This window comes from Chryseobacterium sp. BLS98, assembly GCF_001045445.1.
Taxonomy (GTDB): domain Bacteria; phylum Bacteroidota; class Bacteroidia; order Flavobacteriales; family Weeksellaceae; genus Chryseobacterium.
This window is the reverse complement of sequence record NZ_LFNF01000003.1, coordinates 134,189-160,095: the sequence shown is the minus strand read 5'-3', so window position 1 is coordinate 160,095 and position 25,907 is coordinate 134,189. Positions and strand designations below refer to the sequence as shown.

The 25,907-nt window shown below is 37.9% G+C and carries 22 protein-coding genes; 10 read left to right on the top strand and 12 right to left on the bottom strand.

The window, feature by feature from the left end:
• Positions 1-30 precede the first annotated feature (30 nt).
• The 4 genes from ACM40_RS11925 (at position 31) to recG (ending at position 5,326) form a co-directional block, all read left to right on the top strand.
• On the top strand, positions 31-1,026 hold the full coding sequence (locus ACM40_RS11925) for a YhcG family protein (RefSeq protein WP_048503026.1): 996 nt from the start codon (positions 31-33) through the stop codon (positions 1,024-1,026).
• Positions 1,027-1,049: 23 nt separating this feature from the next.
• Positions 1,050-2,561 carry a peptide MFS transporter gene (locus ACM40_RS11920; RefSeq protein ID WP_048503025.1) on the top strand — a complete coding sequence of 504 codons (1,512 nt, stop codon included), beginning with the start codon at positions 1,050-1,052 and terminating at the stop codon, positions 2,559-2,561.
• Between the two features lie 41 nt (positions 2,562-2,602).
• On the top strand, positions 2,603-3,136 hold the full coding sequence (locus ACM40_RS11915; RefSeq protein ID WP_048503024.1) for a thioredoxin family protein: 534 nt from the start codon (positions 2,603-2,605) through the stop codon (positions 3,134-3,136).
• Positions 3,137-3,241: 105 nt separating this feature from the next.
• Positions 3,242-5,326: an ATP-dependent DNA helicase RecG gene (gene recG / locus ACM40_RS11910; RefSeq protein ID WP_048503023.1), complete on the top strand. Its 2,085-nt coding sequence runs from the start codon at positions 3,242-3,244 to the stop codon at positions 5,324-5,326.
• A 600-nt stretch (positions 5,327-5,926) separates the two neighbouring features.
• Here the strand turns inward: recG and ACM40_RS11905 are convergent.
• The 4 genes from ACM40_RS11905 to dapA all read right to left on the bottom strand — a co-directional run bounded on the left by ACM40_RS11905 (position 5,927) and on the right by dapA (position 8,757).
• Positions 5,927-6,373 carry a transcriptional regulator gene (locus tag ACM40_RS11905; protein WP_048503022.1) on the bottom strand — a complete coding sequence of 149 codons (447 nt, stop codon included), beginning with the start codon at positions 6,371-6,373 and terminating at the stop codon, positions 5,927-5,929.
• Complete coding sequence (locus tag ACM40_RS11900; protein ID WP_048503021.1) at positions 6,366-6,947, bottom strand: helix-turn-helix domain-containing protein; 582 nt, start codon at positions 6,945-6,947, stop codon at positions 6,366-6,368. Before ACM40_RS11900 ends, ACM40_RS11905 begins: the two co-directional genes overlap by 8 nt.
• A gap of 292 nt (positions 6,948-7,239) precedes the next feature.
• Positions 7,240-7,743, bottom strand: coding sequence for a GNAT family N-acetyltransferase (locus tag ACM40_RS11895; RefSeq protein ID WP_048503020.1), 504 nt, complete (start codon positions 7,741-7,743; stop codon positions 7,240-7,242).
• A gap of 138 nt (positions 7,744-7,881) precedes the next feature.
• Positions 7,882-8,757: a 4-hydroxy-tetrahydrodipicolinate synthase gene (gene dapA / locus ACM40_RS11890; RefSeq protein WP_048503019.1), complete on the bottom strand. Its 876-nt coding sequence runs from the start codon at positions 8,755-8,757 to the stop codon at positions 7,882-7,884.
• A gap of 192 nt (positions 8,758-8,949) precedes the next feature.
• On the opposite strand from dapA, the gene ACM40_RS11885 reads away from it, so the two are divergent.
• The 4 genes from ACM40_RS11885 to recO are packed head-to-tail and all read left to right on the top strand — an operon-like array spanning position 8,950 to position 13,604.
• The gene (locus tag ACM40_RS11885) at positions 8,950-9,708 is read left to right on the top strand and encodes a 5'-nucleotidase C-terminal domain-containing protein (protein WP_048503018.1); all 759 of its coding nucleotides are present in this window, start codon (positions 8,950-8,952) and stop codon (positions 9,706-9,708) included.
• Positions 9,708-10,658, top strand: coding sequence for a bifunctional metallophosphatase/5'-nucleotidase (locus tag ACM40_RS11880; RefSeq protein ID WP_048503017.1), 951 nt, complete (start codon positions 9,708-9,710; stop codon positions 10,656-10,658). The genes ACM40_RS11885 and ACM40_RS11880 overlap by 1 nt, the downstream gene beginning before the upstream one ends.
• Position 10,659: 1 nt before the next feature.
• On the top strand, positions 10,660-12,918 hold the full coding sequence (locus tag ACM40_RS11875) for a hypothetical protein (protein ID WP_185097193.1): 2,259 nt from the start codon (positions 10,660-10,662) through the stop codon (positions 12,916-12,918).
• On the top strand, positions 12,918-13,604 hold the full coding sequence (recO, locus tag ACM40_RS11870; protein ID WP_048503016.1) for a DNA repair protein RecO: 687 nt from the start codon (positions 12,918-12,920) through the stop codon (positions 13,602-13,604). The genes ACM40_RS11875 and recO overlap by 1 nt, the downstream gene beginning before the upstream one ends.
• Before the next feature lie 40 nt (positions 13,605-13,644).
• On the opposite strand, the gene ACM40_RS11865 is transcribed toward recO, so the two are convergent.
• From ACM40_RS11865 to ACM40_RS11850, 4 genes are all read right to left on the bottom strand, one after another.
• On the bottom strand, positions 13,645-16,302 hold the full coding sequence (locus ACM40_RS11865; protein WP_048503015.1) for an MGH1-like glycoside hydrolase domain-containing protein: 2,658 nt from the start codon (positions 16,300-16,302) through the stop codon (positions 13,645-13,647).
• Between the two features lie 162 nt (positions 16,303-16,464).
• A complete protein-coding gene (locus tag ACM40_RS11860) occupies positions 16,465-17,274 on the bottom strand; it encodes a glucose 1-dehydrogenase (RefSeq protein ID WP_048503014.1) in 810 nt (269 codons plus the stop codon).
• A gap of 72 nt (positions 17,275-17,346) precedes the next feature.
• A complete protein-coding gene (locus tag ACM40_RS11855) occupies positions 17,347-17,820 on the bottom strand; it encodes a GNAT family N-acetyltransferase (RefSeq protein WP_048503013.1) in 474 nt (157 codons plus the stop codon).
• Between the two features lie 3 nt (positions 17,821-17,823).
• Positions 17,824-18,441, bottom strand: a complete 618-nt coding sequence (locus ACM40_RS11850) for a DUF1684 domain-containing protein (protein ID WP_048503012.1) — start codon at positions 18,439-18,441, stop codon at positions 17,824-17,826.
• A 133-nt stretch (positions 18,442-18,574) separates the two neighbouring features.
• Here ACM40_RS11850 and ACM40_RS11845 point away from each other — a divergent pair, with 133 nt between their 5' ends.
• Positions 18,575-20,158, top strand: coding sequence for a GMC family oxidoreductase N-terminal domain-containing protein (locus ACM40_RS11845; protein ID WP_048503011.1), 1,584 nt, complete (start codon positions 18,575-18,577; stop codon positions 20,156-20,158).
• Between the two features lie 2 nt (positions 20,159-20,160).
• Here the strand turns inward: ACM40_RS11845 and ACM40_RS11840 are convergent, their stop codons facing one another.
• The 4 genes from ACM40_RS11840 to ACM40_RS11825 all read right to left on the bottom strand — a co-directional run bounded on the left by ACM40_RS11840 (position 20,161) and on the right by ACM40_RS11825 (position 24,346).
• Positions 20,161-21,024 (bottom strand): AadS family aminoglycoside 6-adenylyltransferase, encoded by an 864-nt coding sequence (locus ACM40_RS11840; RefSeq protein ID WP_048503010.1) that lies wholly within the window; start codon positions 21,022-21,024, stop codon positions 20,161-20,163.
• A 6-nt stretch (positions 21,025-21,030) separates the two neighbouring features.
• A complete protein-coding gene (locus ACM40_RS11835) occupies positions 21,031-21,432 on the bottom strand; it encodes a hypothetical protein (protein WP_048503009.1) in 402 nt (133 codons plus the stop codon).
• A gap of 102 nt (positions 21,433-21,534) precedes the next feature.
• Entirely contained in the window at positions 21,535-23,040 is a 1,506-nt protein-coding gene (mqo, locus tag ACM40_RS11830; protein WP_048503008.1) for a malate dehydrogenase (quinone), read from the bottom strand.
• Positions 23,041-23,305: 265 nt separating this feature from the next.
• Positions 23,306-24,346: an NAD(P)H-dependent glycerol-3-phosphate dehydrogenase gene (locus ACM40_RS11825; RefSeq protein WP_048503007.1), complete on the bottom strand. Its 1,041-nt coding sequence runs from the start codon at positions 24,344-24,346 to the stop codon at positions 23,306-23,308.
• A 227-nt stretch (positions 24,347-24,573) separates the two neighbouring features.
• Between ACM40_RS11825 and ACM40_RS11820 the strand changes: the two genes are divergently transcribed.
• Entirely contained in the window at positions 24,574-25,614 is a 1,041-nt protein-coding gene (locus ACM40_RS11820; RefSeq protein ID WP_048503006.1) for a M23 family metallopeptidase, read from the top strand.
• Positions 25,615-25,907 lie beyond the last annotated feature (293 nt).

Below are 25,907 nucleotides of genomic sequence, written 5' to 3'. Positions count from 1 at the left end.
TGCCAAGTCAGAGGTTTTTTTTATTTTCGTATGATGGAAATTTCCGAAGATTCTTTATTCCAGTCCGTAAAGGAAATTATTAGGCAGTCGCGCGAAAAAGTATTTCGGATCGCGAATTCTACTTTATTGCTTACTTACTGGCAAATAGGAAAACTGATCGTGGAAGATGAACAGCAGGGAAAAGAACGTGCTGAATACGGAAAGCAAACGTTGAAAAATCTTTCTAAAAAACTTTCTCTGGAATTTGGGAAAGGTTTTGATGAGAGTAATTTAAGAAATATGCGCTCTTTTTACCAGACTTTTCCAAAATGTGACGCATTGCGTCACGAATTGAGCTGGACCCATTACAGATTACTCGTAAGGCTGGATCATATTGATAAAGTGAACTATTACATTAATGAGACTATTCAGAATAACTGGAATTACAGAGATTTAAAAAGACAGATCAACTCGCTTGCCTACGAAAGAGTTCTGGAACACAAGAAATCTCCGGCAGAAAACATCCACAGCTTATTAAAAGATCCTTATATATTTGAATTTTTAGGTTTAACAGCCGATCAAAAAATATCAGAAAAAGAAATTGAAACGGCCATCATTGATCATATTCAGAAATTTCTTCTGGAATTTGGGAAAGGATTTGCTTTTGTAGCCCGACAGCAGCATATTTCCACTGATACTTCAGACTTTTATATAGACCTTGTTTTTTACAATTATATTTTAAAATGCTTTGTCATTATCGACCTTAAGACCGGAGAACTCTCCCATCAGGACATCGGGCAGATCGATATGTACGTAAGAATGTATGACGATTTGAAACGTGGCGAGGGTGATAATCCTACCATTGGAATTCTACTCTGTTCAGAAAAAGATGAAACCATCGTTAAGTATTCTGTTCTGAATGACAAAAACAACCTCTTTGCCAGTAAATATCTTCTCTATTTACCAAAAGAAGAGGAATTAAAAGAAATCATAGATCAGGACAGAATCCGTTTTGAACTGGATCAGAACAATAATAAACAACCCTAAATTAAATTATATCATACCCAATTATGAGCTTAACTCTAGAAGAAATACAAAACTTTAAAGGAAAATATCCTCAACAGATCTGGAGCCTGTTTTTCTCTGAAATGTGGGAGCGCTTCTGTTTCTACGGAATGCGTGGAATGCTGGTTTTCTTTATGATCTCACAGCTTAATTTCCATGAAAAAGAAGCCAACCTTCAGTATGGCGCTACCCAGGCATTTGTTTATGCCTTTACTTTCGTTGGTGGTCTTTTCGCCGATAAAATCCTTGGATTCAGAAAATCTCTCTTCTGGGGCGGACTTTTAATGATCGTCGGAAGTTTGATCCTGGCAACCGATCCGCACAAATTCTTTTTCTTGGGAATTGCATTTACTGTAGTAGGAACAGGATTCTTCAAACCCAATATCTCATCTATGGTCGGGCAGCTTTATAAACCTAACGACTCACGTGCTGATGCCGGATTTTCTCTTTTTTATGCAGGAATCAACCTTGGAGCCTTACTTGGTGGATATTTATGTATTGCTATTGGAAAAGGAGAAGTATTGAGTCATATTATTCCGGAAGGAATGAGATGGAATATAGCTTTTGGATTGGCAGCAATAGTAATGGTAATCAGCCTCATCAACTTCATTTTCACTCAGAGAACACTGGGCACCATTGGTCTTCAACCGGGACATCCTCTGGCAGAAGTGAAATCTGCGCCCATCCCGAAATGGAAAGAATACGGCGTTTATGTATTATCTCTCATTTTTGTTCCGATTATTATGACGATGGTAGCGAAAACGGAATACACGGATTATTTTATGTGGACCATCGGACCTTTGACATTAATCTACCTGTTCTATGAAATGTCCAAAGTAACCGCATCAGAACGTAAAAAGCTTTGGGCTGCTTTAGTTTTCATCATTTTCTCTATTTTATTCTGGGGAATCTATGAACAAAGTGGTGGCTCATTAAGTATTTTTGCTGCTAAAAACCTTAATAAGGACCTTTTCGGACTGGATCCGAATGGGGTAAATAATTCAGGAGGAGCCTTTTTCATTATTTTCCTTGCCCCACTTATTGGGCTTCTTTGGATTTGGCTGAATAAAAGAAAAATTGAACCTAATACCATCGTTAAATTCGGTTTAGGATTTATTTTTCTTGGAATTGGTTATTATGTTTTATTTGCAACCAGACTTTTTGCCGATCTTCAGGGAATAACATCACTGAACTTCTTCACACTGGCACTATTGATTATTACTCTTGGAGAACTTTGTCTTTCCCCGATCGGATTATCGATTATGACGAAGCTTTCCACCAAAAACCTGCAGGGAATGATGATGGGAATGTGGTTCCTGGCTTCGGCTTACGGACAATATGTTGCAGGGATTATAGGAGCAGGACTTGCCACTGCCAAAGAAGGATCTACTAACTATGATGCTTTGATCACTTACACCGATGGATATAAACAATTGGGTTTGTATGCGGTAATTGCCGGTGTGGTATTAATTTTGATATCTCCGTTCGTGAAAAAATTAATGCAGGATGTAAAATAATGTAAGCAGATTATGCTTATTTTTATGTTAAATATCAAATTATGAAAAAAATTATAAGCATAATACTCTTATTTTTAGTTAGCTTCAGTTTTGCCCAGGTAAAATGGATGACCATTGAAGAAGCCTTAAAAGCCCAGAAAGAAAATCCGAAAAAAATCCTGATCGACTTTTATGCAGACTGGTGCGGCCCATGTAAGATCATGGATAAAAAAACATATGGTCATGACATCATTGCCCAGATCTTAAATGAAAATTATTATCCCGTAAAATTTAATGCTGAAGAAAAAAAATCTATTGAAGCTTTTGGGAGAACATTTTCCAATGACAATACCGAGCATAAGAAAGGAAGAAATTCCTTGCACGAATTCACTCAGTATATGAACGTTGCTGCAGTTCCGAGTACGGTATTTCTCGATGAGAACGGCGGGCCTATTACTATCCTTCAGGGAGAGTTATCTGCCAAGGAACTGGAACCTTATTTAGAATTTATCTCTAAAGATCTGTTTAAAAAGATCCGTTCCAGAGAACAGTGGGAAGATTATCAGAAGAAATTTAAATCTAAAATAAAAGACTAAACCTTACAGCAGCTTTCAAATTGGAAGCCGTTTTTTTTGATTTTATTTTAGAGAAAAAATTTTAATCTTAAGCCTATTTTCCCGAAATTAGGGCTCATTTTTAAAATGACTTTAGAGACCTCTATAGAATATGTAAAAGGAATTGGTCCTGACAGAGCCAAACTCATCAAAGGTGTGTTGGGCCTTTCCACTGTTGAAGACCTTCTGAACTTCTACCCTATCCGTTATCTGGATAAGAATAAAGTATACAAAATTTCCCAGCTTGAGGAAAGTGCCATTGAGGTACAGCTTAAGGGAAGAATCACACAGGTACAGGAAATACAGACCGGAAAAACAAAAAGGCTTTCTGCAAAATTTAATGACGATACGGGAACAATGGACCTTGTTTGGTTTCAGTACTCAAAATGGCTGAAAGAGCAGATTCCGGTGAACCGTGAAGTTTATATTTTCGGGAAAATCAATGTTTTTAACAGGCAATTTTCCATGCCCCATCCTGAAATTGAAGCTGAAGAGAATAAAGAAAATGACAGCCGCCTGAAACCTATCTATCCCAGTTCGGAAAAGCTTACCAAAAGAGGTTTGAATCAGAGGTTTTTCCAGAATGTTTTAAGAAATATCTGCAAGGAGATTCCCAATCTTATCGAGGAGAATTTCCCCGAATATATGATCAGAGCTTTTAAGTTTTTATCCCGGCAGCATACTTTTTTAAACATGCATTTTCCAAAGGATATGGAACACTTTGAAAAAGCTGACAACAGGCTGAAATTTGAGGAATCCTTCTTTTTCCAGTTGGGTTATGCCCTCAAAAAACTCCATCATAAAAGCCATTCGCCAGGTAATCCGTTTCCTGTTATAGGAGATCATTTTAATGACTTTTACAATCATCATATTCCTTTTGATCTTACCAATGCACAAAAGAGGGTTTTAAAGGAGATCCGGGTGGATATGAAAAGACCTATCCAGATGAACAGACTTCTTCAGGGCGACGTAGGGTCCGGGAAAACGATGGTCGCTTTGCTTACAATGCTGATCGCTATGGATAATGGCTTTCAGAGCTGTATGATGGCTCCCACTGAAATCCTGGCGCAGCAGCATTACAACGGAATTAAAGATCTTTTAACAGAAACAGATATTAATGTGCGCCTGCTGACAGGTTCTACCAAAACTTCGGAAAGAAAAATCATTCATGAAGAGCTGGTAAACGGAACCCTTTCTATTTTGGTAGGAACACATGCTGTTCTGGAAGATAAGGTAAAATTTAAAAACCTTGGATTAGCCATCATTGATGAGCAGCATAGGTTTGGGGTAGCGCAGAGAGCAAAATTATGGGCTAAAAATAAAATCCCTCCACATATTCTGGTGATGACTGCTACTCCCATTCCAAGGACGCTGGCCATGAGCTTTTACTCCGACCTCGATGTTTCTGTGATCGACGAAATGCCTGTGGGAAGAAAGCCCATCATCACCGCTCACAGACGGGAGAAAGACAGAACCTATGTATATAACTTCTGCAGGGACGAGATCAGAAAAGGAAGACAGGTTTATTTTGTTTATCCATTGATCGAGGAATCGGAAACTTTAGATTATAAAAACCTGATGGAGGGTCTGGATCATGTGATGAATGCATTCTCCGACTATAATGTCACAATGCTTCACGGAAAGATGAAACCTGCTGAAAAGGACGCTGCAATGAATTATTTTGCCTCCGGGAAAGCAGAAATTATGGTGGCAACCACGGTAATTGAAGTAGGCGTTAATGTTCCGAATGCTTCTGTAATGGTTATAGAAAGTTCGGAAAGATTCGGGCTTTCACAGCTTCACCAGCTGCGGGGCCGTGTGGGAAGAGGGGCAGAACAAAGTTATTGTATTCTTATGACCTCGGACAAATTGTCGAAAGAAAGCAGAACCCGTATCAGGACTATGACGGAAACCAATGACGGATTCAAGATTTCTGAAGTCGATATGCAGCTCAGAGGGCCGGGAGATATCTTAGGAACGCAGCAAAGCGGGGTCGTAGACTTTAAAAGACTGGATCTGGTAAATGATTCTGCCATTATCAAAACAACAAAAAATACGGTTGATAAAATCCTCGAAGCAGATCCGCATCTGACCAGGCCGGACAATCTGATTATTAAAAATTACTACTTGAAATACTATAGGGGAAAGAATAAATGGAGTAAGATTTCATAAAAAACCGCGAAAAGAAAAATCTTTCCGCGGCCCCCTTATAAAACTGTTATTTAGAAGAAATTACTTTTTGATCTTTTAAAAAAATTTATTTTAATAGCAAGAACTAATATCTTGTGGTTTGGTGTGAAAATATTTATATACTATTTGAATTTTTCAGTCCTGACTATTAAAATAAATTAAAAAAACAAAATGAATTATTTTTCCAACTGCTTATTATAAAAACTAACTGTTCAAGTTGAAGGAGTGGGAATGAAACGAATAAATACCCTCCAACTCTCTTAAGTTTTCATGATTGTACCGTTTTGTTTAAAGATCTTCTATGCTTTATAGCTGGAAATAAACATAATTCATTTTGTTAAAACTAACATTGTGACTTATATCTTGTTTCTATGTGAAATAATCTGTTTTCTTATCATCCATTGCTTTTATATATAACTAATTTGTGTTGCAATGTTTACATTTACAAAATTGACCATATTACATGGATTTCTTCTTATATTATTTTAATTATTAATTATACAATTTTCACTTTTGTGTGAATAGTATGTAATAAATATAAACTTTTTTCTAAAAAACCAAGTGTTGAAAAAACTTTGTTCATCATACTTTCATGATAAAATTATCAATGTTCAATCCTGAAGAATGGTACTGCCAGTTGATCGTAATAATTTCTGTTATTGCCTTTTTCAGCCCTTCGTAAGTTTCCGGCTGTCTCATAAAAACATTAGCTCCGTCAACAAATACTTCTTCAATTTCAATTTCAGAAATCTCATGAGCATATACTACAGTTACTATACTACTGAATTTGGGATCTGCTTTAATTTCTTTCAGACAATCCATACTGCTTTTTCCCGGAATATCATATCTGATAAAGATTACTTCCGGAATAATAGCCCCGCAGCTTTTCAGATATTTCATAAGCCCTTCCCCATCGGAAAAACATTGCGATTTCACGCCTATCTTTAAATCTTTGAAAATATTTTTAAAGAATATGATGTTTCCTTCGTCATTATTTACCGCTATTACATTCAGATATTCCTTATTCATACAGCATTCTTGAATTGATGGCTATCGCTTGCTTTTTTCTTCTTTTCATAACGATCTTCTGGAACTGGGAAGGTGTGATTCCGGTGGTATTTTTAAATTGGGTACTCAAATGGGCTACACTGGAATAATTCAGCTTATGCGCAATTTCTGTCAGACTCTGCTTATTATTCAGGATCAGCTCCTTGGCATATTCTATTTTCTGAAGAATAATAAAATTTTCTATAGATGTGTATGCAACCTCAGAAAAAAGATTGGAAAGGTATCCGTAGCTGTGATTCAGCTTCTCAGCAATGTAAATAGACGCCTTAACGGGAACTGCATTCTCAGAAAAGACAAGTTCTACGATGGCATCTTTTATTTTCTGTACCAAAGCCGTTTTCTGGCTTTCTATGATTTCTATTCCGTAATCTTTAAGGTTTTTCTTAAAAAGATTATGCTGTTCCTGGGTAAAGGGTTCATAGAATTCTACTTCGCCAAAGTTCAGAAGGCGATATTTCAGCCCATGCTCTTTTAGCTTTTCATCCAATACTTTCTTACAGAGAGCATTGAAATCAAATTTTACATACATTTTCATCCTGGTATAAGTGTGTTGAATTTCGGAGTAAATATAACAATTTATTTCATTTAAAAGTGAAATAGAATTATTTTTTTAACATAATGTATAAAAAAGAAAAAACTCCTGCATTTGAATACAGGAATTTAAACACTAAGGATGAAAAAAATATACTGATAAAAAGCTATAAAAGCTCAAAACCAAGCATATGAATGTATTATTGAAAGTGATTTGGTTCTGATACAAAGATGAAGTAAAAAGAAACATCACTTGTTATAGAATTAAAATTAAATGTTACAGAATTTTAAGTCAATCATTTGTGAAATACATATTCCATCAAATAATCGTCCATGACGAAATTTCCGCCTATATCCAAAACCACTTCATCATATACTCTATATCCCTGAGATTCATAGAATTTTTTAGCGGAATTCTCTTTATTTACGTTTAATATAATTCTTTCGTTTCCGCTCTCAGATACTTTATCTTTTAAAAAGTTCAATGCCTCTTTTCCAAATCCTTTCCCTTTGCTTTCAGGAACTAAATAAATCCGATGAAGTTTTGTGGTTCTTGCCTCATAATTATTTTCATAACCGATAAAGCCTTCAAAAGAATTATTATTTTCATCAAAAATGAGATAATAATGATAGTCCGGATTTTGAAGCTGATTTGAAATTTCTTCTTCCGAATACATTTTATTAAGCATATACTCTATCTGTTCCTGGGAAATGATTCCCGCATAAGCACTCTCCCATGATCTTCTGGCCAAATCGCGGATCAATGGAATATCTTTTTCCGTTACTTCTGTTAATTTCATATTTTAAATTTTATGATTAAAAAAAGTGAAAAGCCCGAGCTTTTCACCTTTGATATTTGATGTCAACGATGAATCGCCAACGGTATATTTTTAAGATTGACTATCCACTCGTGAAGCAAATTTTACCAATTGACTGACTTATCCGATTTTCGCCATTTCCGCTTTGATCTTCGCATAAAGCCCCTCTGAAGCAGGAACTAACGGAAGTCTCAAATAGTTTTTAATGATTCCTTTTTCCGCAAGAACTACTTTTATTCCACATGGATTTCCTTCTGCAAAAATCAGTCTTGTGATGTCAACTAATTTATTGTGGATTTCATAAGCCTCTTTTACCTTTCCTTCAAAAGCAAGCTGAACCATTGCGGAAAATTCTTTAGGATACCCCTGCCCGATGACAGAAATTACACCATCTCCACCAGCTAAAGTCACTGGAAGTGTATATTCATCGTCTCCCGAAACCAGTGAAAATCCTTCAGGCTTCTTCCTTAAGATATCAAAATACTGAAGAATATTCGGTGTCGCTTCTTTGATCATGAATAAATTCGGGAATTCATTGGCAAGACGAATCGTAGTATCAGCTTCAACATTCTGGCCTGTTCTTGACGGAACGTTATAAATGATAATATTTTTACCGGTAGATGCCAGCATTTTATAGTGCTGGTAAAGCCCCTCCTGGTTAGGCTTGTTGTAATACGGGGATACAGAAAGCACGGCTTCGAATGCAGAAAGATCTGTTTCTTCAATCTGTTTCTTGACTTCAAGAGTATTATTACCGCCAATTCCTAAAACCAAAGGAAGACGTTTATTATTAACCTTAATGATATGCTCAATCACCTTTTTCTTCTCCTCATCAGAAAGCGTTGCAGCTTCTGCTGTAGTTCCCAAAACAACTAAATAATTGGTTCCGTTTTCGATATTATACTCAACAAGTTTTGTTAAACTGTCGAAATCAACGGATAAATCTTCATTAAAGGGTGTTACCAATGCAACACCTACTCCTTTTAAAATGCTCATCTGCTAGAATTATTTTTGCCAAATTTAATAATTTACGGCAAGAATTTGTAATAAATAATAATGTTTTATTATACATATAATTATATTTGCATATACTAAAAGATAGTATGGCATCGCTGCGACCAAACTCAGTTATAAAAAAACTATAAATACCGGCGATTACATATGACCTTTAAAAATAATTTGCAACATATGAAAAATAAATTCTTGTTACTAGGAATTGCTCTGGCTACACTCACTGCCTGCAAAACAGCATCCACGCTGCAGCTGGCTCAGGTTCAGCCCCAGAAAAACATTTCTATTAATAATGAGCTGAAAAATGATGAGGCGTTTGTAAATGTCATTGAACCTTATAAGCAGAAACTGGATAAAGAGATGAACCAGAAGATCTCCCACACCAGCGTAGATCTTACCAAACAAGGGGATAACAGCAATCTTGGAAATCTTTTGGCCGATTACACTTTTGAAGGTGCTGATGCATGGGCAAAAAAGAATCTGAATAAAAGTGTAGATGCCGCTCTGATCAATATCGGAGGAATACGTACAACAATCGGAAAAGGCGACATTCTCCTGAAAAGTATTTTTGAAGTAATGCCTTTTGAAAATGAGGTGATTATCGTAAAAATGAAAGGATCAGACCTTCAGGGGCTTTTTGATTACTATGCAAAAACTCAGGTCAACAATCCTGTTTCCCATTTATATATTGAAACCAATAACGGACAGCTCACTCAATCCCAGATCAATGGCAAACCTATAAACCCTTCACAGGATTACTATATTGCCACTTCAGATTATCTGGCATTAGGCGGGGACAATATGAAATTCTTTTCCAAAGGGGAATCTATTTCCACGGGGATTAAACTGAGGGATCTTTTCATTGAATATTTTAAGAAAACTCCTGAAGTGGTTCCGAATACAGATGTTCGTTTAAATTTTATCGGTAAGAAATAATGGATAGAAAAAGATTTTTAAAAGTAATAGGTGGCGGATCTTTAGCAGCAGCTTTAGCTCCCAATATGATGATGGCGGAAGAATTGAAATTCAATCCTTTTAAATCCGCAAATAAACTGACCATTCTTCATACCAACGATCAGCACAGCAGAATAGAACCTTTTGATGCAAGCTATACCAAAAACCCCAATCAGGGAGGTTTTGCAAGAAGAGCGAGCCTGATACAGCAGATCCGAAGCCAGGAAAATAATGTTCTTCTTCTGGATTCCGGTGATATTTTTCAGGGAACTCCTTATTTCAATTTTTTTGGTGGCGAACTGGAATTCAAACTGATGTCTATGATGAAGTATGACGCCTCCACTATGGGAAACCATGATTTTGACAATAGCCTGGATGGTTTCTTAAAAGTGCTTCCCAATGCACAGTTTCCATTCATCTGTTCAAATTATGATTTTAAGAATACAGTTCTGGACGGGAAGACGTCACCATATAAAATCTTTAATAAAAACGGAATAAAGGTCGGAATTTTCGGTGTTGGTATCCAGCTGGATGGTCTCGTAGGCAAGAAACAATATGGAGAAACCGTATATTCGGATCCTGTAGATGTAGCACAACACTATTCCAACTTCCTTAAAAACGAACAAAAATGTGATCTTGTCATCTGTCTTTCTCACATAGGCTATGATTACAAAGATGAACCTGATAAAATAAGCGACAAAATTCTGGCTGCCAAAACGGAAAACATTGATATTATCCTGGGCGGGCATACCCATACTTTTTTACCTGAACCACAAACATTTACTAACCGGCAAGGTAAAAATGTTCTGGTCAACCAGGTAGGATGGGCAGGTCTTCTTCTTGGCAGAATAGATTTTTACTTCGATGCAAATAAAAACGTAAAGCACATTTCCTGGAACAACCAGGCAATAGACAGCAGCATAACCGTATAATATGAAAAAACTCTCTTTAATCTCTCTGGGTATTTTTGCCTCCCTGCAATTCATGAATGCGCAGGTTATTTCATCAAAAAAATGGACGGATCTTTTTTCCTATAATAATGTCCTTGCCATGAAGGAAGACAATGGGAAAATAATTGCCGCCACCGAAAACGGGATATTTTACTATACCATTTCAACCGGGGAGATTACAAAGCTGTCAAAAGCTAACGGGCTGCATGATGTCAGTATATCTGCCTTTGATTATAATCCGCAGACTAAAATAGGGATTATAGGATACGCAAACGGTTCGATGGACGTTATTACCCCGCAAGAGATTAAATATATTGTTGATATTCCTATTGCAACTGGTTATAACGGAAGCAAAAAGATTAATCATATTTCTATTACAGGAGATCAGGCTGTAATATCTGTAGGCTATGGAGTTTCTATATTTAACATTAATAAAAAAGAATTCGGAGATTCTGCATTCTTTGTGAGCGGCGGCGTATATGAAGCCAGTAATGAAGCAACCCTGTTCGGAAATAAAGTCTACTCCGTAACAAATACCGGCCTTAAAAGCCACGAAATGAATACTACATTTCCGGTGTTTTCTACATGGACAAATGAAATCCCAGGATCATACAAGCATATTGACGCTGAATCATCCCTTATATTTTCCTCTACAACATCAGCATACATTTACAATAACGGTACCGGTACGCCATTACCTGCCAGCTTTTCAAATATTCAGGATATTGTCATCAACGCCAGCAATATTGTAGTAACGGATAACAGAATATATACTTTTGGATTAAACGGAGTATCACAGAATGCCGTAAGTGTAGGAGAAGACTGTAATACAGCAATTACCGCCGGCGGGAGAATATATGCCGGGACAGTACTGTCTGGGATAAAAGAAGAAAGTGGAACAACCTACAAGCCATCAGGTCCATATTCCAATTCTTCCTATAAGATCAATTTGTATGACAATAACCAGCTGCTGGTATCATCAGGATCCAGAGTGAACAGGTATAATCATCCTGCGGAAAATCCTAAAAAACCAGGATTTTATTACTTTAATGGTTCTGAATGGATTTATCCATCTTATTTCATAGGCCTTACTACTCCTGTTAATGTTCTGGATGCAGTAATGAATCCTGCAGATAATAGTGAAGTCTTTTTTACTAATTATACAATAGGTTCGCAAGGTGTTTATAAAATGAAATATAATTCTGGTAATAAAGACTTTGATCTAGTAAAATATTATGATATGGGAACTCCCGGTCTTTCCTATCGTCGTCCTGTAGGATTTGTATTTGACAATCAAAATAATCTTTTTGTTTCTGTAGGTTTTAATGATGGATCTCCATCTATAGGTATATATGACAAGGTAGCAGATAATTTTATTGTAAAAAAATTCGGCTTAACAAGTGAAGGGATGCAAAAGCCAATATTTTATGAAAATATGCTGTGGCTGCCTCTTCCAAGAACCAATAATTTCATTGTATACGATTATAAAACCCCTACCAACCTTTCGGATGACTCAGATTATATTTTAAAAGATACCAATGGCTTTGCAGGGAACTCAAAAGGAACTTTATCTGTAGCTTTCAGCAAATCCGGAGACGCCTGGATCGGTACCGACAGTGGATTAAGAATACTGCCTAATGCTGCTACGGCAATAAAAGAGCCCAACCCTACAGTAGAGCCCATCATCATAGAACAAGGAGGCCTTGGTGAAGAACTATTCAGAGATGGCCAAATACTGCAAATAGAAGTAGATGCCGGGGATTACAAATGGCTTTCTGTAGACGGAGGAGGAGTATATTACCTTTCTTCCGATGGACAGCAGACTATAAAGCATTTTACAAAAGAAAACTCACCTCTTCCCACCAATTCCGTTACCGATATAAAGGTTGACAGAAAAACCGGAAAAGTATATTTCGTAACTTTTAACGGTATTGTGGCCTATCAGGGAGATGTTGCTGATGTGAATGCCAACTTCGGAAATGTAGTGGTCTATCCAAATCCTGTTGTGTATTCGAACTTTAAAGGAAAAGTAACCATTAAAGGACTTGCGGAAAAAACAAATATCAGAATCACAGATGCAGCAGGAAATGTAATTCACTCTGCAGTAGCCAGAGGAGGTTATTATGAATGGGACCTCAATAATCAAAAAGGCACCAGAGTAGCTTCAGGTATTTATTTTGTCCTGATGACTAATGAGGACGGGTCCGATAAAGCTACTGCAAAAATAGCTGTAGTTAATTAATGATTTCACAAAACGGATTTTTATTATCATTCATAAAATATGGTGAAAATGATGCGGTCCTGCATTGTTTTACAGAAGAAGACGGCTTTCAGACGTATTTCATAAAAGGTATTTATTCCAAAAGAAATAAAAAGAAAGCCCTGCTCCAGCCATTGAACATGCTTAATTTCACGGTTAATCCTGCAAAAGGAAACGGAATTCCATTGATTTCTAAATTTGAACTCGTGAAAAACCACGATATGTATATGGATATCAGAACCAATACTGTCATCTTTTTCATATCGGACTTTCTGAATCAGGTTTTGAGGCACGAAAATAAGAATCCCAGGCTTTTCTTTAGTATTGATCAGTTTATAGACGAGTTGATGGCCAAAAACTACCAGTGCCATCTTCTGTTTTTAATTACAGTATTGAAAATCCAGGGAGTTGCTCCTCTGATGCATGACGGCCCCTATCTGGATCCGGAAACCGGGACATTTTCCGAGGTACCCGCCCATCAGTTGTTCAATCATGAAATTTCCGGATTATGGAAAAAAATTCTTTGCGCAGAAAACCTTTATGCTACAAAAATTCATTCTTCGCAGCGAAAAGATTTTCTGGACAGTATTTTAGTGTACTATCATTATCACATCACAGATTTTAAAATCCCGGCATCGCTTGAAGTGATACAGCAGATCTTTGAATAGCAGATAATATTTAAGGATACAAAAATCGATTTCCAAACTGCTAACTCTTCACTTCTCCCGGCATTTCTGTTTCGGATTCAGCAATTTCTTTTTTGGAGAACCTTGGCTGGAGGATTTTTGCAATAAGTCCTGTCCATCCGGTCTGGTGTGATGCTCCTACTCCTCTTCCATTATCTCCGTGGAAGTATTCATAGAACAAAATATAGTCCTTAAAATCAGGATCGGTTTGAAATCTTTCGTACTGACTATTCACAGGACGTTTTCCGTTTTCATCCATTAAAAATATCTTAGAAAGCCTTTTGCTTAAAGAATCTGCAATCTGGTCCAGATTTGAATAATTTCCGCTTCCCGTAGGATATTCTACCAGGAAATCCGGACTGTAATAGAAGAAAAATCTCTGGAGACTTTCAATGATCAGAAAATTGATCGGAAACCAAATGGGTCCACGCCAGTTGCTGTTTCCTCCGAAAAGACCACTATCACTTTCTGCTGGTGTATATTTCACACAATAATCTGTGCCGTTCAAATTGAGTGTATACGGATTCTGTTCATATTCTTTAGATAATGCCCGAACTCCGTAATCGCTCAGAAACTCTTCAGGATTTAGCATTCTCTTTAATAACCTTTTCAAACGGTGACCGCGAAGCAGTGAAAGGAGATGCTTTGAGTCCTGCCCTTTTACTTCCCATCTAGACACAAGGGAGGCCAGTTCAGGTTTATTTTCGAGAACCCACTTCATTCTTTTTTTGAAATTGGGAAGCTTTTCGATCATTTCATCATCAATGACCTCAACAGCAAACATAGGGATCAGTCCTACGATAGTTCTTAATCTTAAATACATATGGTTTCCATCATCGGAACTGATGGCATCATAGAAAAATTCATCTTCCTCATCCCAAAGGCTGAACTTTTCGTCCCCCATATTATCCAGTGAATTAGCAATGGAGAGGAAATGTTCAAAAAACTTCATGGCCATTTCTTCATATACATTGTTATATAAAGCCAGTTCAAGGGCAATTCGCATCATATTAAGGGCAAACATAGCCATCCAGCTCGTTCCGTCAGACTGTTCCAGCTGCTCACCGTTTGGAAGCGTTAAATTTCTGTCGAAAACACCAATATTATCAAGACCTAGAAATCCTCCTTCAAAAATATTATTGCCATTGCTGTCTTTTTTGTTTACCCACCATGTAAAATTCATGAGCAGTTTTTGGAAGGCGCTTTCCAAAAATTGTAGATCAGGTTTCCCTTTGATATATTCATCAATTTTAAAAACCCGGAAAGCTGCCCAAGCATGAACCGGAGGATTAACATCGCTGAAATTCCACTCATAGGCAGGAATCTGGCCGTTTGGATGCATATACCATTCGAACAGGAAAAGTTTCAGCTGGTGTTTGGCAAAATCCGGGTCAATAAGTGAAAAACTGATTGTATGAAATGCCAGATCCCAGGTCGCATACCAGGGATACTCCCATTTATCAGGCATTGAAATGATATGTTCATTATTGAGATGCTTCCAGTCGTAGTTCCTGATTTTTTCCCGGGATTTGGGAGGCGACATTTCAGCAGGATCTCCTTTCAGCCATTTTTCAACATTGTAATGATAAAACATTTTGTTCCACAGCATTCCTGCAAAAGCCTGTCTTTGGACTAATTTTTCATCATCTGACGATATCCCTTTCTGAATTTCAGCATAAAATTCATCTGCTTCTTTTTTTCTGAGTTCAAAAATAGCTTCAAAATCGGCAAAAGGATCTTTTAAATCTTTTTCCGACATTCTGAATTCAAAAATTTTTGTTTCTCCCGCTTCCAATGTTTCATCAATAAAGAAAGAAGCTTTGGTCCCGGTACTTTTAGGGTTTACAGCCTGTGAGTTTCCGTTAATAACAAAATCATTAATTCCGTCTTTACAATATCTTGACTGATTCGGAGATTTGTAGAGCTTTTCAGTATTGGTCTCATTATCACAAAATAATGTCTTCAAAGACTGTTTCGCATATACGTTTTTAATTTCTATATTTTTATGGTTGACGGTTATATGCTCTGCGTCTTCACTGTTAAGCTTTGGCAGGTAATCATCGTAGCCCCAGTTCCATGTATTTCTGAACCACAATGTAGGCAGTATGACAATAGGAGCTTCTTTTTCAAATTTATTGACTACTGTAAGCTTAATCAGGATATCGTGTTCACTTTCTTTGGCATATTCAATGAACAGATCAAAGTATTCATTCCGATCAAAGATTCCTGTATCAATCAGTTCATATTCAGGTTCATTTTTATTTCTTTCTGCATTTACTTTTAAAAGATCTTCATAAGGAAAAGGATTCTGCGAATATTTATACAGCATCTTCATGTAAGAATGCGTAGGGGTAGAATCCAGGTAATAAAAATATTCCTTGACATCTTCCCCGTGATTTCCCTGCCCGTTAGTAAGCCCAAAGAAACGCTCTTTCACCATTTTATCTTTTTTATTCCAGAATCCTATGGAAAAAACCAGCTGCTGAAGATCATCACAAATACCACAGATCCCCTCCTCGCCCCATCGGTAGCTTTTGGCTTCTGCAGTATCATGTGTAGTGTAATTCCATGCATCTCCGTTTTCACTGTAATCTTCGCGGACAAGCCCCCATTCACGGTTACTGACATAGGGACCCCATTTTTTCCATGCTATTTCTGAAAGTCTTTGTTTTTCGGACATGTGTTTTTTGCAAAATTTATTGGTAATAGAGACAAGAATAAAGAGAAAAGATTTAAGATATCAGACATCAGATTTCAGATGATTGAAGATGATGCGTCTTAATTACCGTCAACCAGTAACTAGCAACTCCTCAACCCTAAAATGATCAATCCTGAAACTAGTCTATCCTCCTGTAGAAAAGCTTTCAAAAGTGGTCATCGCCCCGTCTACAAATATGCTGGTTCCTGTAATATAATCGGCGAGATCACTTGCTAAAAAAGCAGCTAAATTACCGATATCCTGTGGCTGCCCGATCCTGTTGTAAGGAATAAGATTTAAAAGTGAATTTAATGCCTGAGGTGTACTCCACGCATCTTTATTGATAGGAGTCTGAATAGCACCCGGACAGATAGAATTCACCCGGATCTTATCCGCTCCATATTCCTGAGCAAGGGTTTGCATCAGCATTCTGATGGCTCCTTTACTGGCTGCATAATTGGCATGGCCAGCCCAAGGAATAATTTCGTGAACGGAACTGATATGAATGATTTTTCCACAGGCAATGGATCGGGACGGATCTATGCCTCGACGCAGAAATTCTTTGATGGCCTCTCTTGCACAAAGGAACTGCCCGGTAAGATTAACACCGATTACTGCATTCCACTGGTCGAGAGTCATCTCTGTAAATTTGGCATCTTTCTGAATTCCTGCATTATTGATAAGAATATCTACTGTTCCAAACTGTGAAACAGTATCCTGAAACATTTTGATCACCTGGTCTTCTTTGGAAACATCACACTGGTACGTAATCCCGTTTCCGCCGGCATCTGTAATTTCTTTTAAAACAGCCTGTGCTTCTTCTGTAGATCGTTCCGATGAATGATTGACTATTACGGTAGCTCCTGCTGCTGCAAGAGATTTTGCAATTCCTGAGCCTATTCCACTGGAGGCACCTGTAACTACAGCTACCTGATTTTGAAGGGATATTTCCATAATTTATTTGTATTTCACTCAAAGTTAATGGAAAGAATCAAGCCAAACAGAAAATCTGGAATTAAAATTTTCTTAAAGTTTTTTATGCATGAGGTATTGCGGACCGCTTCTTCCTATCCTGCTTTTCCCTTCGTACAGGTAACCTGTTTTAAGGTAAATCTGATAGGCCGAAATATTCTTCTGATTGACTGCAAGAACAATTTCATCACAATCCGGGAAGTTTTCCCTGACCAACCGATCTACCTGCTGCATCGCTGCTTTCCCGATTCCTTTCCCCTGTAAATTTGGATTGACCGATAAAGATCTTAATAAAACAGATTTTTCATTGTCGGTAAACTCAAGCTTATCTTCCCCAAAATCGAGCACGAAAAAACCGGCAGGCTTTTCATCCTGAAGGATGGTAACTGCCAATGCTTTATTATCATTTCTTTCTTTAATTCTTTCCAGAGCTTTTTCTACTGTTGAAGTATACTGCCCTTGATTTTCATCCAAAGCATAATCAAGCTCAGGGAAATCAGATATCTCGAAAAACTTTAAACTGACCATATTTTAATGATGATAAATGTCCTGGTACATCACTCCGGCCCTGATCTCTACAGGAAGTTTATTTTCCTCGGGAACAATCGGGCAATTGTAGTCGTAAGCATTATATGCACAATAAGGCTGATAGGATTGGTTGAAATCCAGAATAATTGTATTGCCTTTCGGAATTTTCAGATCCATATATTTTCCGCCGCCGTAGGTTTCTTTTTCGTTAGTGGCATCACGGAAGGGAAGAAACAGATAGTCTTTATATTTTTTTTGCTTCATCAGATCAAGACTTTGATATAAAGTAAGGGTATAAGATTTCCCATCCAGCTGAAATGTGGCTTTCCCATATTCACGATAAGACTTGGTTTTTCCGGAAGAGGTAGGAAGATCAAAAGGCTGAGGATTTGTAGTCTTCACCAGTTTCGCAGTAACCCTGTATTTTAAATCAAACGGAAAGAAAGGATGCCCTTTAAAGTTGGTAAAATTATCTCCCCTTAAAGGCGTTTCCTTAGGATTCAGATATTCAGCATTGAGTTCTTCCTGGAATTTCTTAACTGCTGTAACTTCCGGGGACACCATTTTTTGAGCAAAAGCAAAAAACGGAAAAAGCAGAATCAGGATCAGATATTTTTTCATCTTTGATGCAAATTATACGTAAAACTAAGGATTTTCTATGGCACAAAAAGTTAAAATACTAATAAAAAGCACAATCTATTTTAAATAATCCGAATTCCATTTCTTTTAGCATATTTTTTGACCAACAGAGCACATGGACAGGAAGAAATTCATTAAAACAGGTTTATTGGCAGTATCAGGATTTTATTTTCTTAATTCTGAGCTGTTTCAGGCTATACAACCCAAAACAATACAACCTGGTAAAGAGGTCATAGAAGCGCCAATACTTATTATCGGCAGCGGTTATGGCGGCGCTGTATCTGCTCTCCGTCTCTGCGAGGAGGGGAAAAAAGTCGTGATGCTGGAAATGGGTCTTAATTGGGAGAAATCCGGGATTCCGTTTTCCAATATGCTGAAACCCGGAAAAAGCGCAGCATGGCTGAAAAAGAAGACCATTGCTCCTTTTATGAATATTTTTTCTTTAACCCCATTCACGGGCACACTGGACAGGATGGATTTTGAAAACATCAATATCTGGGTAGGCAGAGGAGTTGGCGGAGGTTCCCTGGTTAACGGCGGAATGGCCGTTACTCCAAAGGAAAGCTACTTTAAGGAAGTATTTCCTGATCTGGATGCCGAAAAATTTTACAACCATTATTTTCCAATGGTTCATAAGGAGCTGAAGGTCAATGTTATTGATGAGCAGTTTTTACAGGATTGTCCTTATTATCAATTCACGAGAGTCGGTGAAGCAGAGGCTCATAAAGCCGGATTTAAAACCATACGGGTTCCGAATGTATATGATTTTCAGTATATGGAGAAGGAATACAGAAATGAAGTTCCCCGCTCTGCTTTCAACACGGAAGTGATCTACGGAAATAATCACGGCAAAAACAGCCTGGACAAAACATATCTTAAAAAAGCCCTGGAAACTGGAAATCTTGAAATCATGGATCTTCATCATGTTGAAAATATAAAACTAAACGGAGATAAAACCTATACTTTACAGGTCCGGCAAACCGATACTTCGGGAGCTACAGTTTCGGAGAAAGAATTCAATTGTAAAAAACTGATTCTTGCCGCCGGAACAATGGGAACTTTACAGCTGCTCCTACATTCCAATGCAGTCAATGACTTTCCTGTTCATGATCAGATAGGGAAAAACTGGGGAAACAACGGCAATTTCATGACGGGCAGAAACTGGGTAAAACCTCTTTCGGGCGGAACAGGAGCTAAACAATCTACCATTCCTGTGGGTGGTATAGATAACTGGGAAGATGAGGAGCATCCTTTTTTTACAGAAATAGCACCTCTTCCAATGGGAATGGATGTAGCAACAGCACTGTACCTTCTTATCAATAGAGTGGATAAAAAGGGAGAAGTTTCCTATGACCCAAACACCAAGAAGGTCAGCTTAGACTGGAACAAGAGCAATACTGCCAAAATGAAGGAAAATGCCGACTATTTTATCAAAAAGATGAACAGGGCCAATGGCGGAACGAGAAGTCATTTTTTATTTAACAACGGTTTTGGGGCAGATGTATGCTATCATCCGCTGGGTGGCTGTGTGTTGGGTAAAGCGACGAACGAATACGGAAAACTAAAAGATCACGACAATCTGTATGTTTTAGATGGTTCCCTAATTCCCGGAACCATTGGCGTTAACCCGTTTGTAACGATCACAGCCATTGCAGAATACTGTATTGAAAATCTGATCCGGCAGAATGAGTTTGCTTAAAATCAAGGTATTGATCTTACCTCATCGAAGTATTTCCTGATATCATTTTCCAGCTTCTGAGGATACTCAAATTTTAAGTTTTCTGCTAAAATTACCCCAAGCTCATGTACCAGGTCTGCAGTGGCATATAAAGCACGCCAGTTTTCTTCGATACTGCTTGCTGAGAAGGTTGCCTCTACCCTTCTCCAGAGTTCTTCGGGCAGGTATTTTTTGAAAAGACGGCCATGTTTATTTGTGGTGATATTTTCCCAGTTATGATTGCTGGCAATATACCATTCAATCAGAGGAACAAGATAATCTGTCCTGATCCCACCGGACATAAATTGGGCATAAAACAGATCTTCGCGTTTAAGGCATTTTACCACATAGGTCGTATCCCACCAGAAATCGTTCATCAGTTGCCTGAACTTCTTTTCCGTTGGTTGTTTGATCATAATGGATTGGTATGTAGGCAATTTCATATTTTCGGTCAGATGATCCTTATCAATCAAAACCTTATACCCAACATCCCAATCATCGGGAAGTGACTCTTCCTGAATTTCTTTTTCAAACTCTGATTTCTGATACAGCTTAAAATCCACTTTTACATGATCCGTATAGAGTACCATTTTCATGGCATGCTTCCCGTCAAAATACGTTTCATCTTCTTCCAGCATTGAAATGGGCTCGCCAAAAAGATCAATCCATTTCCTGTCAGCCTCATAATCTTTCATATTTTCGAAAACAAGCTCTATATCCAGGTCACTGAAATCATCTACCGGAGCATAAGGGTTCACTAGTGAACTGGTAAGCAATACGGTGCGGATGTCAGGGTTGTTTTCTGCCCAGCTGATGATCTGTTTTAATTTTTCCTCGCGTACTGCCATTATATACTAATAAGATTCTGAAATTTTCACACGGTAAACATCCAGAGCATTTCTTTTGATGGACTCTACAAAGAATCCTCCTTCTTCCGGAATAACTTCTTTAAGATCAAAACTTTTACAGTCTCTTGGCAAACCGGAAAACACCAGGGTAAACCAAAAATCCCTCATAAACGGTACCGGAGTCCAGTTAGGATAAATGCTGATATTTTCTGCATGAATCAGCTTGCTTTTATGCTCAGACTGATTGTCCAACAGATAAGTGGAGTTCCAGATCCTGATCAGGTTGCCTAAAAACGGGGATGCCGGAAAACAGCAGTGCACAATCACCTGCTTTTCCTCTTCTACCTTGGTTTGAAGGGATTCCAGGAGTTCTTTGGCGATGATGGGCTTTATAATAACTTCTTCCACCTTTTTATAGTCATCTATGTGAATAGTGAAACGTCAATGGTCAATTTTAATCTCACTCAAAATTCACTTGCGAAGCAAAATTGACCATTCACCATTCACTTTTTAATATTCCAGTTCTAATTTCTCTTTGGTATAATTTCTAACCTTATCAGTAAGTTCAGGATTCTGAGCTAACTTCTGGCCATACGAAGGAACCATTTCAAGTAGTTTATCTTTCCATTCGCCGTGTAGTTTTTCAGGGAAACATTTCTCAAGCACATTCAGCATGGCAAATACTGCTGTAGAGGCTCCGGGAGAGGCACCAAGCAATGAGGCAATCGTTCCGCTTTTGTTGACAACCACTTCAGTTCCGAATTCCAGTTTTCCACCGTCTTTTTCATCTTTCTTGATAATCTGCACCCTCTGGCCTGCTACTTTCAGTTCCCAGTCTTCTTCTTTGGCATCTTTAATGAATTCCCTCAGGTGCTGCATTCTTTGGGATTTTGTCATCGCTACCTGCTGAATAAGGTATTTAGTCAGCGGGATGTTGTGCCACCAGGCTCCAAATAATGATTTCAGGTTTTTAGTATTAACACTTTCAGGCAGGTCCAGATAGCTTCCTTCTCTAAGGAATTTTGTGGAGAACCCAGCGAAAGGCCCGAAAAGGAGTGCTTTTTTACCATCAATGATTCTAAGATCCAGGTGGGGAACAGACATCGGCGGTGCATCTACTGTCGCCTGGGTATACACTTTGGCGTGGTGCTTTTCTACCAGTTCCTGATTATGACTTACCAACCACTGTCCTGAAACAGGGAAACCTCCGTATCCTTCACTTTCTTTAATATCCGAACTGTCTAGCAACGGAAGTGCATAGCCTCCGGCACCGATAAATACGAAATCAGCAACGACTTCCTGCTTGTGATTATGGATCCTGTCTTTTACCTTCATTTCCCATTTACCGTCTTCCCGCGGATCGATATCTTTTACTTCATGGTACAGGAATACTTCCACATTGGAATCTTCCAGCAGATGCCGTCCCATTTTTCTGGTCAATGTTCCGAAATTAACGTCTGTTCCCATATCCATTTTGGTAGCTGCCATTACTTCAGACTGATTTCTTTTGCTCATCACCAATGGAATCCATTCTTTAAGCTGCTCATGGTCTGTAGAATATTCCATTCCGGAAAAAAGGACAGAGCCTGACATTTTTTCATGGCGTTTTCTAAGGTATTCAGCATCTTTTTCGCCGAATACAAGGCTCATGTGAGGACAGGAATTAATAAATTCTTTGGGATCTTTTATGTATCCCTGGGTAACAAGGTATGACCAGAACTGTTTCGACATCTCGAACTGCTCTGCAATACTTTCTGCCTTTGTAATATCAATACTTCCGTCCGGTTTTTCAGGGGTATAATTTAGTTCACAAAAAGCTGAATGTCCCGTTCCTGCATTGTTCCATGCTGCCGTACTTTCTTTGGCAAACCTGCCAAGCCTTTCAAATATGGCAATTTCCAGATTGGGATCAAATTCGTGAAGCAGCGTTGCTAAAGTGGCGCTCATGATTCCGCCGCCTATCAGTACAACGTCATATTTTGGTTTCGGTGTTCTGCTTATAAGCGATTGTGGCATAATTCTAAATTTTATTTCAAATTTCGGGAAAAGTTTTATAAGTAAGAGTGCGTTTAACGATTTTAACACGTTAATTTTTACGATAAAAACAGTTTTTAAACAAGCAATAAAATTCTATGGATACTGTCAATAATCCTCTATTGAAATAGCTGATTAAACAGGCAAAATATCTACTGTAATCAAGGGGTTCAAAACAAAATAACTTAAGCCCGAAAAGACTTAAGTTATTTTTATTATTCAGTATGAAACTTGAGTAAAGCTCCTTTTAATTCAATTTAGCAGTCAGCTTTTTGAACTGTTTCTCTGCATTTTTTCCTTCATACAGGATAGCATAAACGGTATCTATGATTGGTAGTTTAAGGTTTTTCTGTTTTGCCGTTTTGTAGATGGAATCTGCTGCATAATATCCTTCTGCCACCATATTCATGGACTGGATTGCAGATTTTACGGTGTAACCTTTCCCGATAAGGTTTCCTAAACTGCGGTTTCTTGAGAAAAGGGAATATGCGGTTACCAGAAGATCTCCCAGATAAGCACTTTCGTTAACATCTCTCGGGGCTTCATATACAGCTTCAAGGAAGATTTCCATTTCACGGATGGCATTGGAAACAAAAACGGCAGTAAAGTTATCTCCATAACCTAATCCACTTGCTATTCCTGCTCCGATGGCGAAAATATTTTTAAGAATTGCGCTGTATTCATTTCCTAAAATATCTTTGCTGGAATGTACTTTAATAAAATCTGAACTGAAAATTCCTTCCAGTTTCTCAGCAGTTTCATCTTCCGCCGCAGCAACTGTAAGGTAAGAAAGTCTTTCCATAGCTACTTCCTCAGCGTGGCATGGTCCTGCAATAACTGCCTGATTTCTGAAGCCTATTTTAAATTCATCCCTCAGATAATGAGCAACTACATCATTTACTTTAGGAATGATCCCTTTAATAGCAGAAACAAAGATTTTGTCCCCATATTCACAGGTCATCTTATCCATGGTATCCGAAAGATAAATGGAAGGGGTCGCCAATACGATTACATCACACGCAGTCACGAGTTCGTTGATATCTGTGGTAAGTTTCAGACTTTTAAGATTAAAATTAACTGCCGTAAGATAAGACGGGTTGTGCCCACGAAGTTCAATCGCTCCTTTTACGAATTCATTTCTAACACACCAGTGCACTGTTTTACAGTTTTCAACAAGCATTTTTACAATAGCAGTTGCAAAACTTCCGCTTCCTACTACTCCTACAGAAAGGTCTTTTTTATTCTTTTTCGGATGAGAAGATTCTGAAATTATTTTCTTTTTAGCCATAATTGGAAAGTGAACTGCAAATATATTAAAACAAAGACGGAACAAGGACTTTTGAGGCTATGATAAAAACCATTTTCTGAAAAAATTAACATTTGAACACAATTAAATATCTAATCATACGTTAAATACAGAAAAAACTAAGTTTTCTCTAAAAATATCGTACAAAGAGTATTTTTAATTAAATTTGCACGCTTAAAACCGTTTTGTAATATACTAAGAGAAGAAATATGAAGAAATTTCTAAACAGCAAGAAGAACGTGAACCTTCTCCTCGGAGGGCTTTTGCTAGTAGTTTTTGCACAGGCTGTCTTTATCGCAAAGTTATTTTCCGAAAAAGATGACAAAATGTACGAAGTAAATCTGGTTAAGATAAACACCGAGAAAGACAGCGTGGATTATCTAAAAATGAAAACAGATCTTACTATGGTAGATCAGACTGTTGCCGAGCTTAATTCTTTCCTGAGATCTAAAAACATTACTGACGAAAAGCTGACCGTGCTCAGCAAAGACAGTATCTCCAATTCCATATACCTTGCCAAGCAGGCCAACCGCTACAGCCAGTATCTGATGAATCTGCAGAAAAAACTGATGGAAGTTCCCCTTGGGATGCCTACCGACGGATATATTTCCTCTAATTTCGGCATCAGAAAAAATCCTATTCCATTTAAAACCGTATTTGCCTCTGTAAAATCAGGCGCTGTTGCTGAATCTAAACCAGCAGCCGTTGCTGCAGCTCCGAAACCTGAAGTAAAAGCTGAGCCTGTTGAGAAAATCATAGAGTTAACAGACAGCTATGGCAATAAAAGAGAAGTAAAAGTAATGGTAACTCCAAAAGCTGCTCCTTCTGCTTCTGCCCCGGCACCATCCCCTGCTGCTGCTTCAACGAAAGCTGTTGCCGGCAATACTGCCGATAAAGCTCCGATGGAAAAGAACAATCCTCCTGCTGAAGCAGATCAGATGCAGTTTCATAAAGGCCTAGACATTGCGGTTGCTTACGGATCAGATGTAAGAGCTGCTGCTGCAGGAACCGTTATTTTTTCCGGCCAGAAGGGCGGTTACGGAAACTGTGTTATTGTTTCTCACGGAAATGGGCTGGCTACACTATACGGACACCTTTCCCAATTGGTTTCAAAGGTGAATGACAAGGTAAAGGTAGGTCAGGTTATTGCAAAATCCGGAAATTCCGGGCGTTCTACAGGCCCACACCTTCATTACGAAGTCCATAAAAACAACACTCCGGTTAATCCGAAATTGTTTATGAATTTATAATAAAATGGCCGTCTTTCTGACGGCCATTTTTATGTAATAATATCAAAAGAATATCTGTGTATTCTGAGAAATCTGTGAGAGTTTTTATGAAAAAAATATTTTATTTGACCATTTTTTCAACCATTACCGTTCTATTAAGCTTTTAGGAATATTAAGATGAGCCTCGCTTTAAACAAGGTTACTTTAATAATCATAATGAAACTTAAACGCTTAACAATCTTAATGGTTCAATAAAATCTGCATCATCGGCTTAAACTATGAGAGTTTTTTCTAACGCAAAGTTTACGATGCAT

What these genes read in the sequence shown, in the direction of transcription:
- ACM40_RS11920 (WP_048503025.1), top strand. Translation starts at nt 1,050, where the DNA reads ATGAGCTTAACTCTAGAAGAAATACAAAACTTTAAAGGAAAATATCCT.
- ACM40_RS11865 (WP_048503015.1), bottom strand. Translation starts at nt 16,302, where the DNA reads ATGTCCGAAAAACAAAGACTTTCAGAAATAGCATGGAAAAAATGGGGT.
- ACM40_RS11855 (WP_048503013.1), bottom strand. Translation starts at nt 17,820, where the DNA reads ATGGTCAGTTTAAAGTTTTTCGAGATATCTGATTTCCCTGAGCTTGAT.
- ACM40_RS11850 (WP_048503012.1), bottom strand. Translation starts at nt 18,441, where the DNA reads ATGAAAAAATATCTGATCCTGATTCTGCTTTTTCCGTTTTTTGCTTTT.
- ACM40_RS11825 (WP_048503007.1), bottom strand. Translation starts at nt 24,346, where the DNA reads ATGGCTAAAAAGAAAATAATTTCAGAATCTTCTCATCCGAAAAAGAAT.
- ACM40_RS11840 (WP_048503010.1), bottom strand. Translation starts at nt 21,024, where the DNA reads ATGGCAGTACGCGAGGAAAAATTAAAACAGATCATCAGCTGGGCAGAA.
- ACM40_RS11860 (WP_048503014.1), bottom strand. Translation starts at nt 17,274, where the DNA reads ATGGAAATATCCCTTCAAAATCAGGTAGCTGTAGTTACAGGTGCCTCC.
- ACM40_RS11880 (WP_048503017.1), top strand. Translation starts at nt 9,708, where the DNA reads ATGGATAGAAAAAGATTTTTAAAAGTAATAGGTGGCGGATCTTTAGCA.
- ACM40_RS11905 (WP_048503022.1), bottom strand. Translation starts at nt 6,373, where the DNA reads ATGAATAAGGAATATCTGAATGTAATAGCGGTAAATAATGACGAAGGA.
- recO (WP_048503016.1), top strand. Translation starts at nt 12,918, where the DNA reads ATGATTTCACAAAACGGATTTTTATTATCATTCATAAAATATGGTGAA.
- ACM40_RS11845 (WP_048503011.1), top strand. Translation starts at nt 18,575, where the DNA reads ATGGACAGGAAGAAATTCATTAAAACAGGTTTATTGGCAGTATCAGGA.
- ACM40_RS11875 (WP_185097193.1), top strand. Translation starts at nt 10,660, where the DNA reads ATGAAAAAACTCTCTTTAATCTCTCTGGGTATTTTTGCCTCCCTGCAA.
- mqo (WP_048503008.1), bottom strand. Translation starts at nt 23,040, where the DNA reads ATGCCACAATCGCTTATAAGCAGAACACCGAAACCAAAATATGACGTT.
- ACM40_RS11925 (WP_048503026.1), top strand. Translation starts at nt 31, where the DNA reads ATGATGGAAATTTCCGAAGATTCTTTATTCCAGTCCGTAAAGGAAATT.
- ACM40_RS11820 (WP_048503006.1), top strand. Translation starts at nt 24,574, where the DNA reads ATGAAGAAATTTCTAAACAGCAAGAAGAACGTGAACCTTCTCCTCGGA.
- dapA (WP_048503019.1), bottom strand. Translation starts at nt 8,757, where the DNA reads ATGAGCATTTTAAAAGGAGTAGGTGTTGCATTGGTAACACCCTTTAAT.
- ACM40_RS11900 (WP_048503021.1), bottom strand. Translation starts at nt 6,947, where the DNA reads ATGAAAATGTATGTAAAATTTGATTTCAATGCTCTCTGTAAGAAAGTA.
- ACM40_RS11895 (WP_048503020.1), bottom strand. Translation starts at nt 7,743, where the DNA reads ATGAAATTAACAGAAGTAACGGAAAAAGATATTCCATTGATCCGCGAT.
- recG (WP_048503023.1), top strand. Translation starts at nt 3,242, where the DNA reads ATGACTTTAGAGACCTCTATAGAATATGTAAAAGGAATTGGTCCTGAC.
- ACM40_RS11885 (WP_048503018.1), top strand. Translation starts at nt 8,950, where the DNA reads ATGAAAAATAAATTCTTGTTACTAGGAATTGCTCTGGCTACACTCACT.
- ACM40_RS11915 (WP_048503024.1), top strand. Translation starts at nt 2,603, where the DNA reads ATGAAAAAAATTATAAGCATAATACTCTTATTTTTAGTTAGCTTCAGT.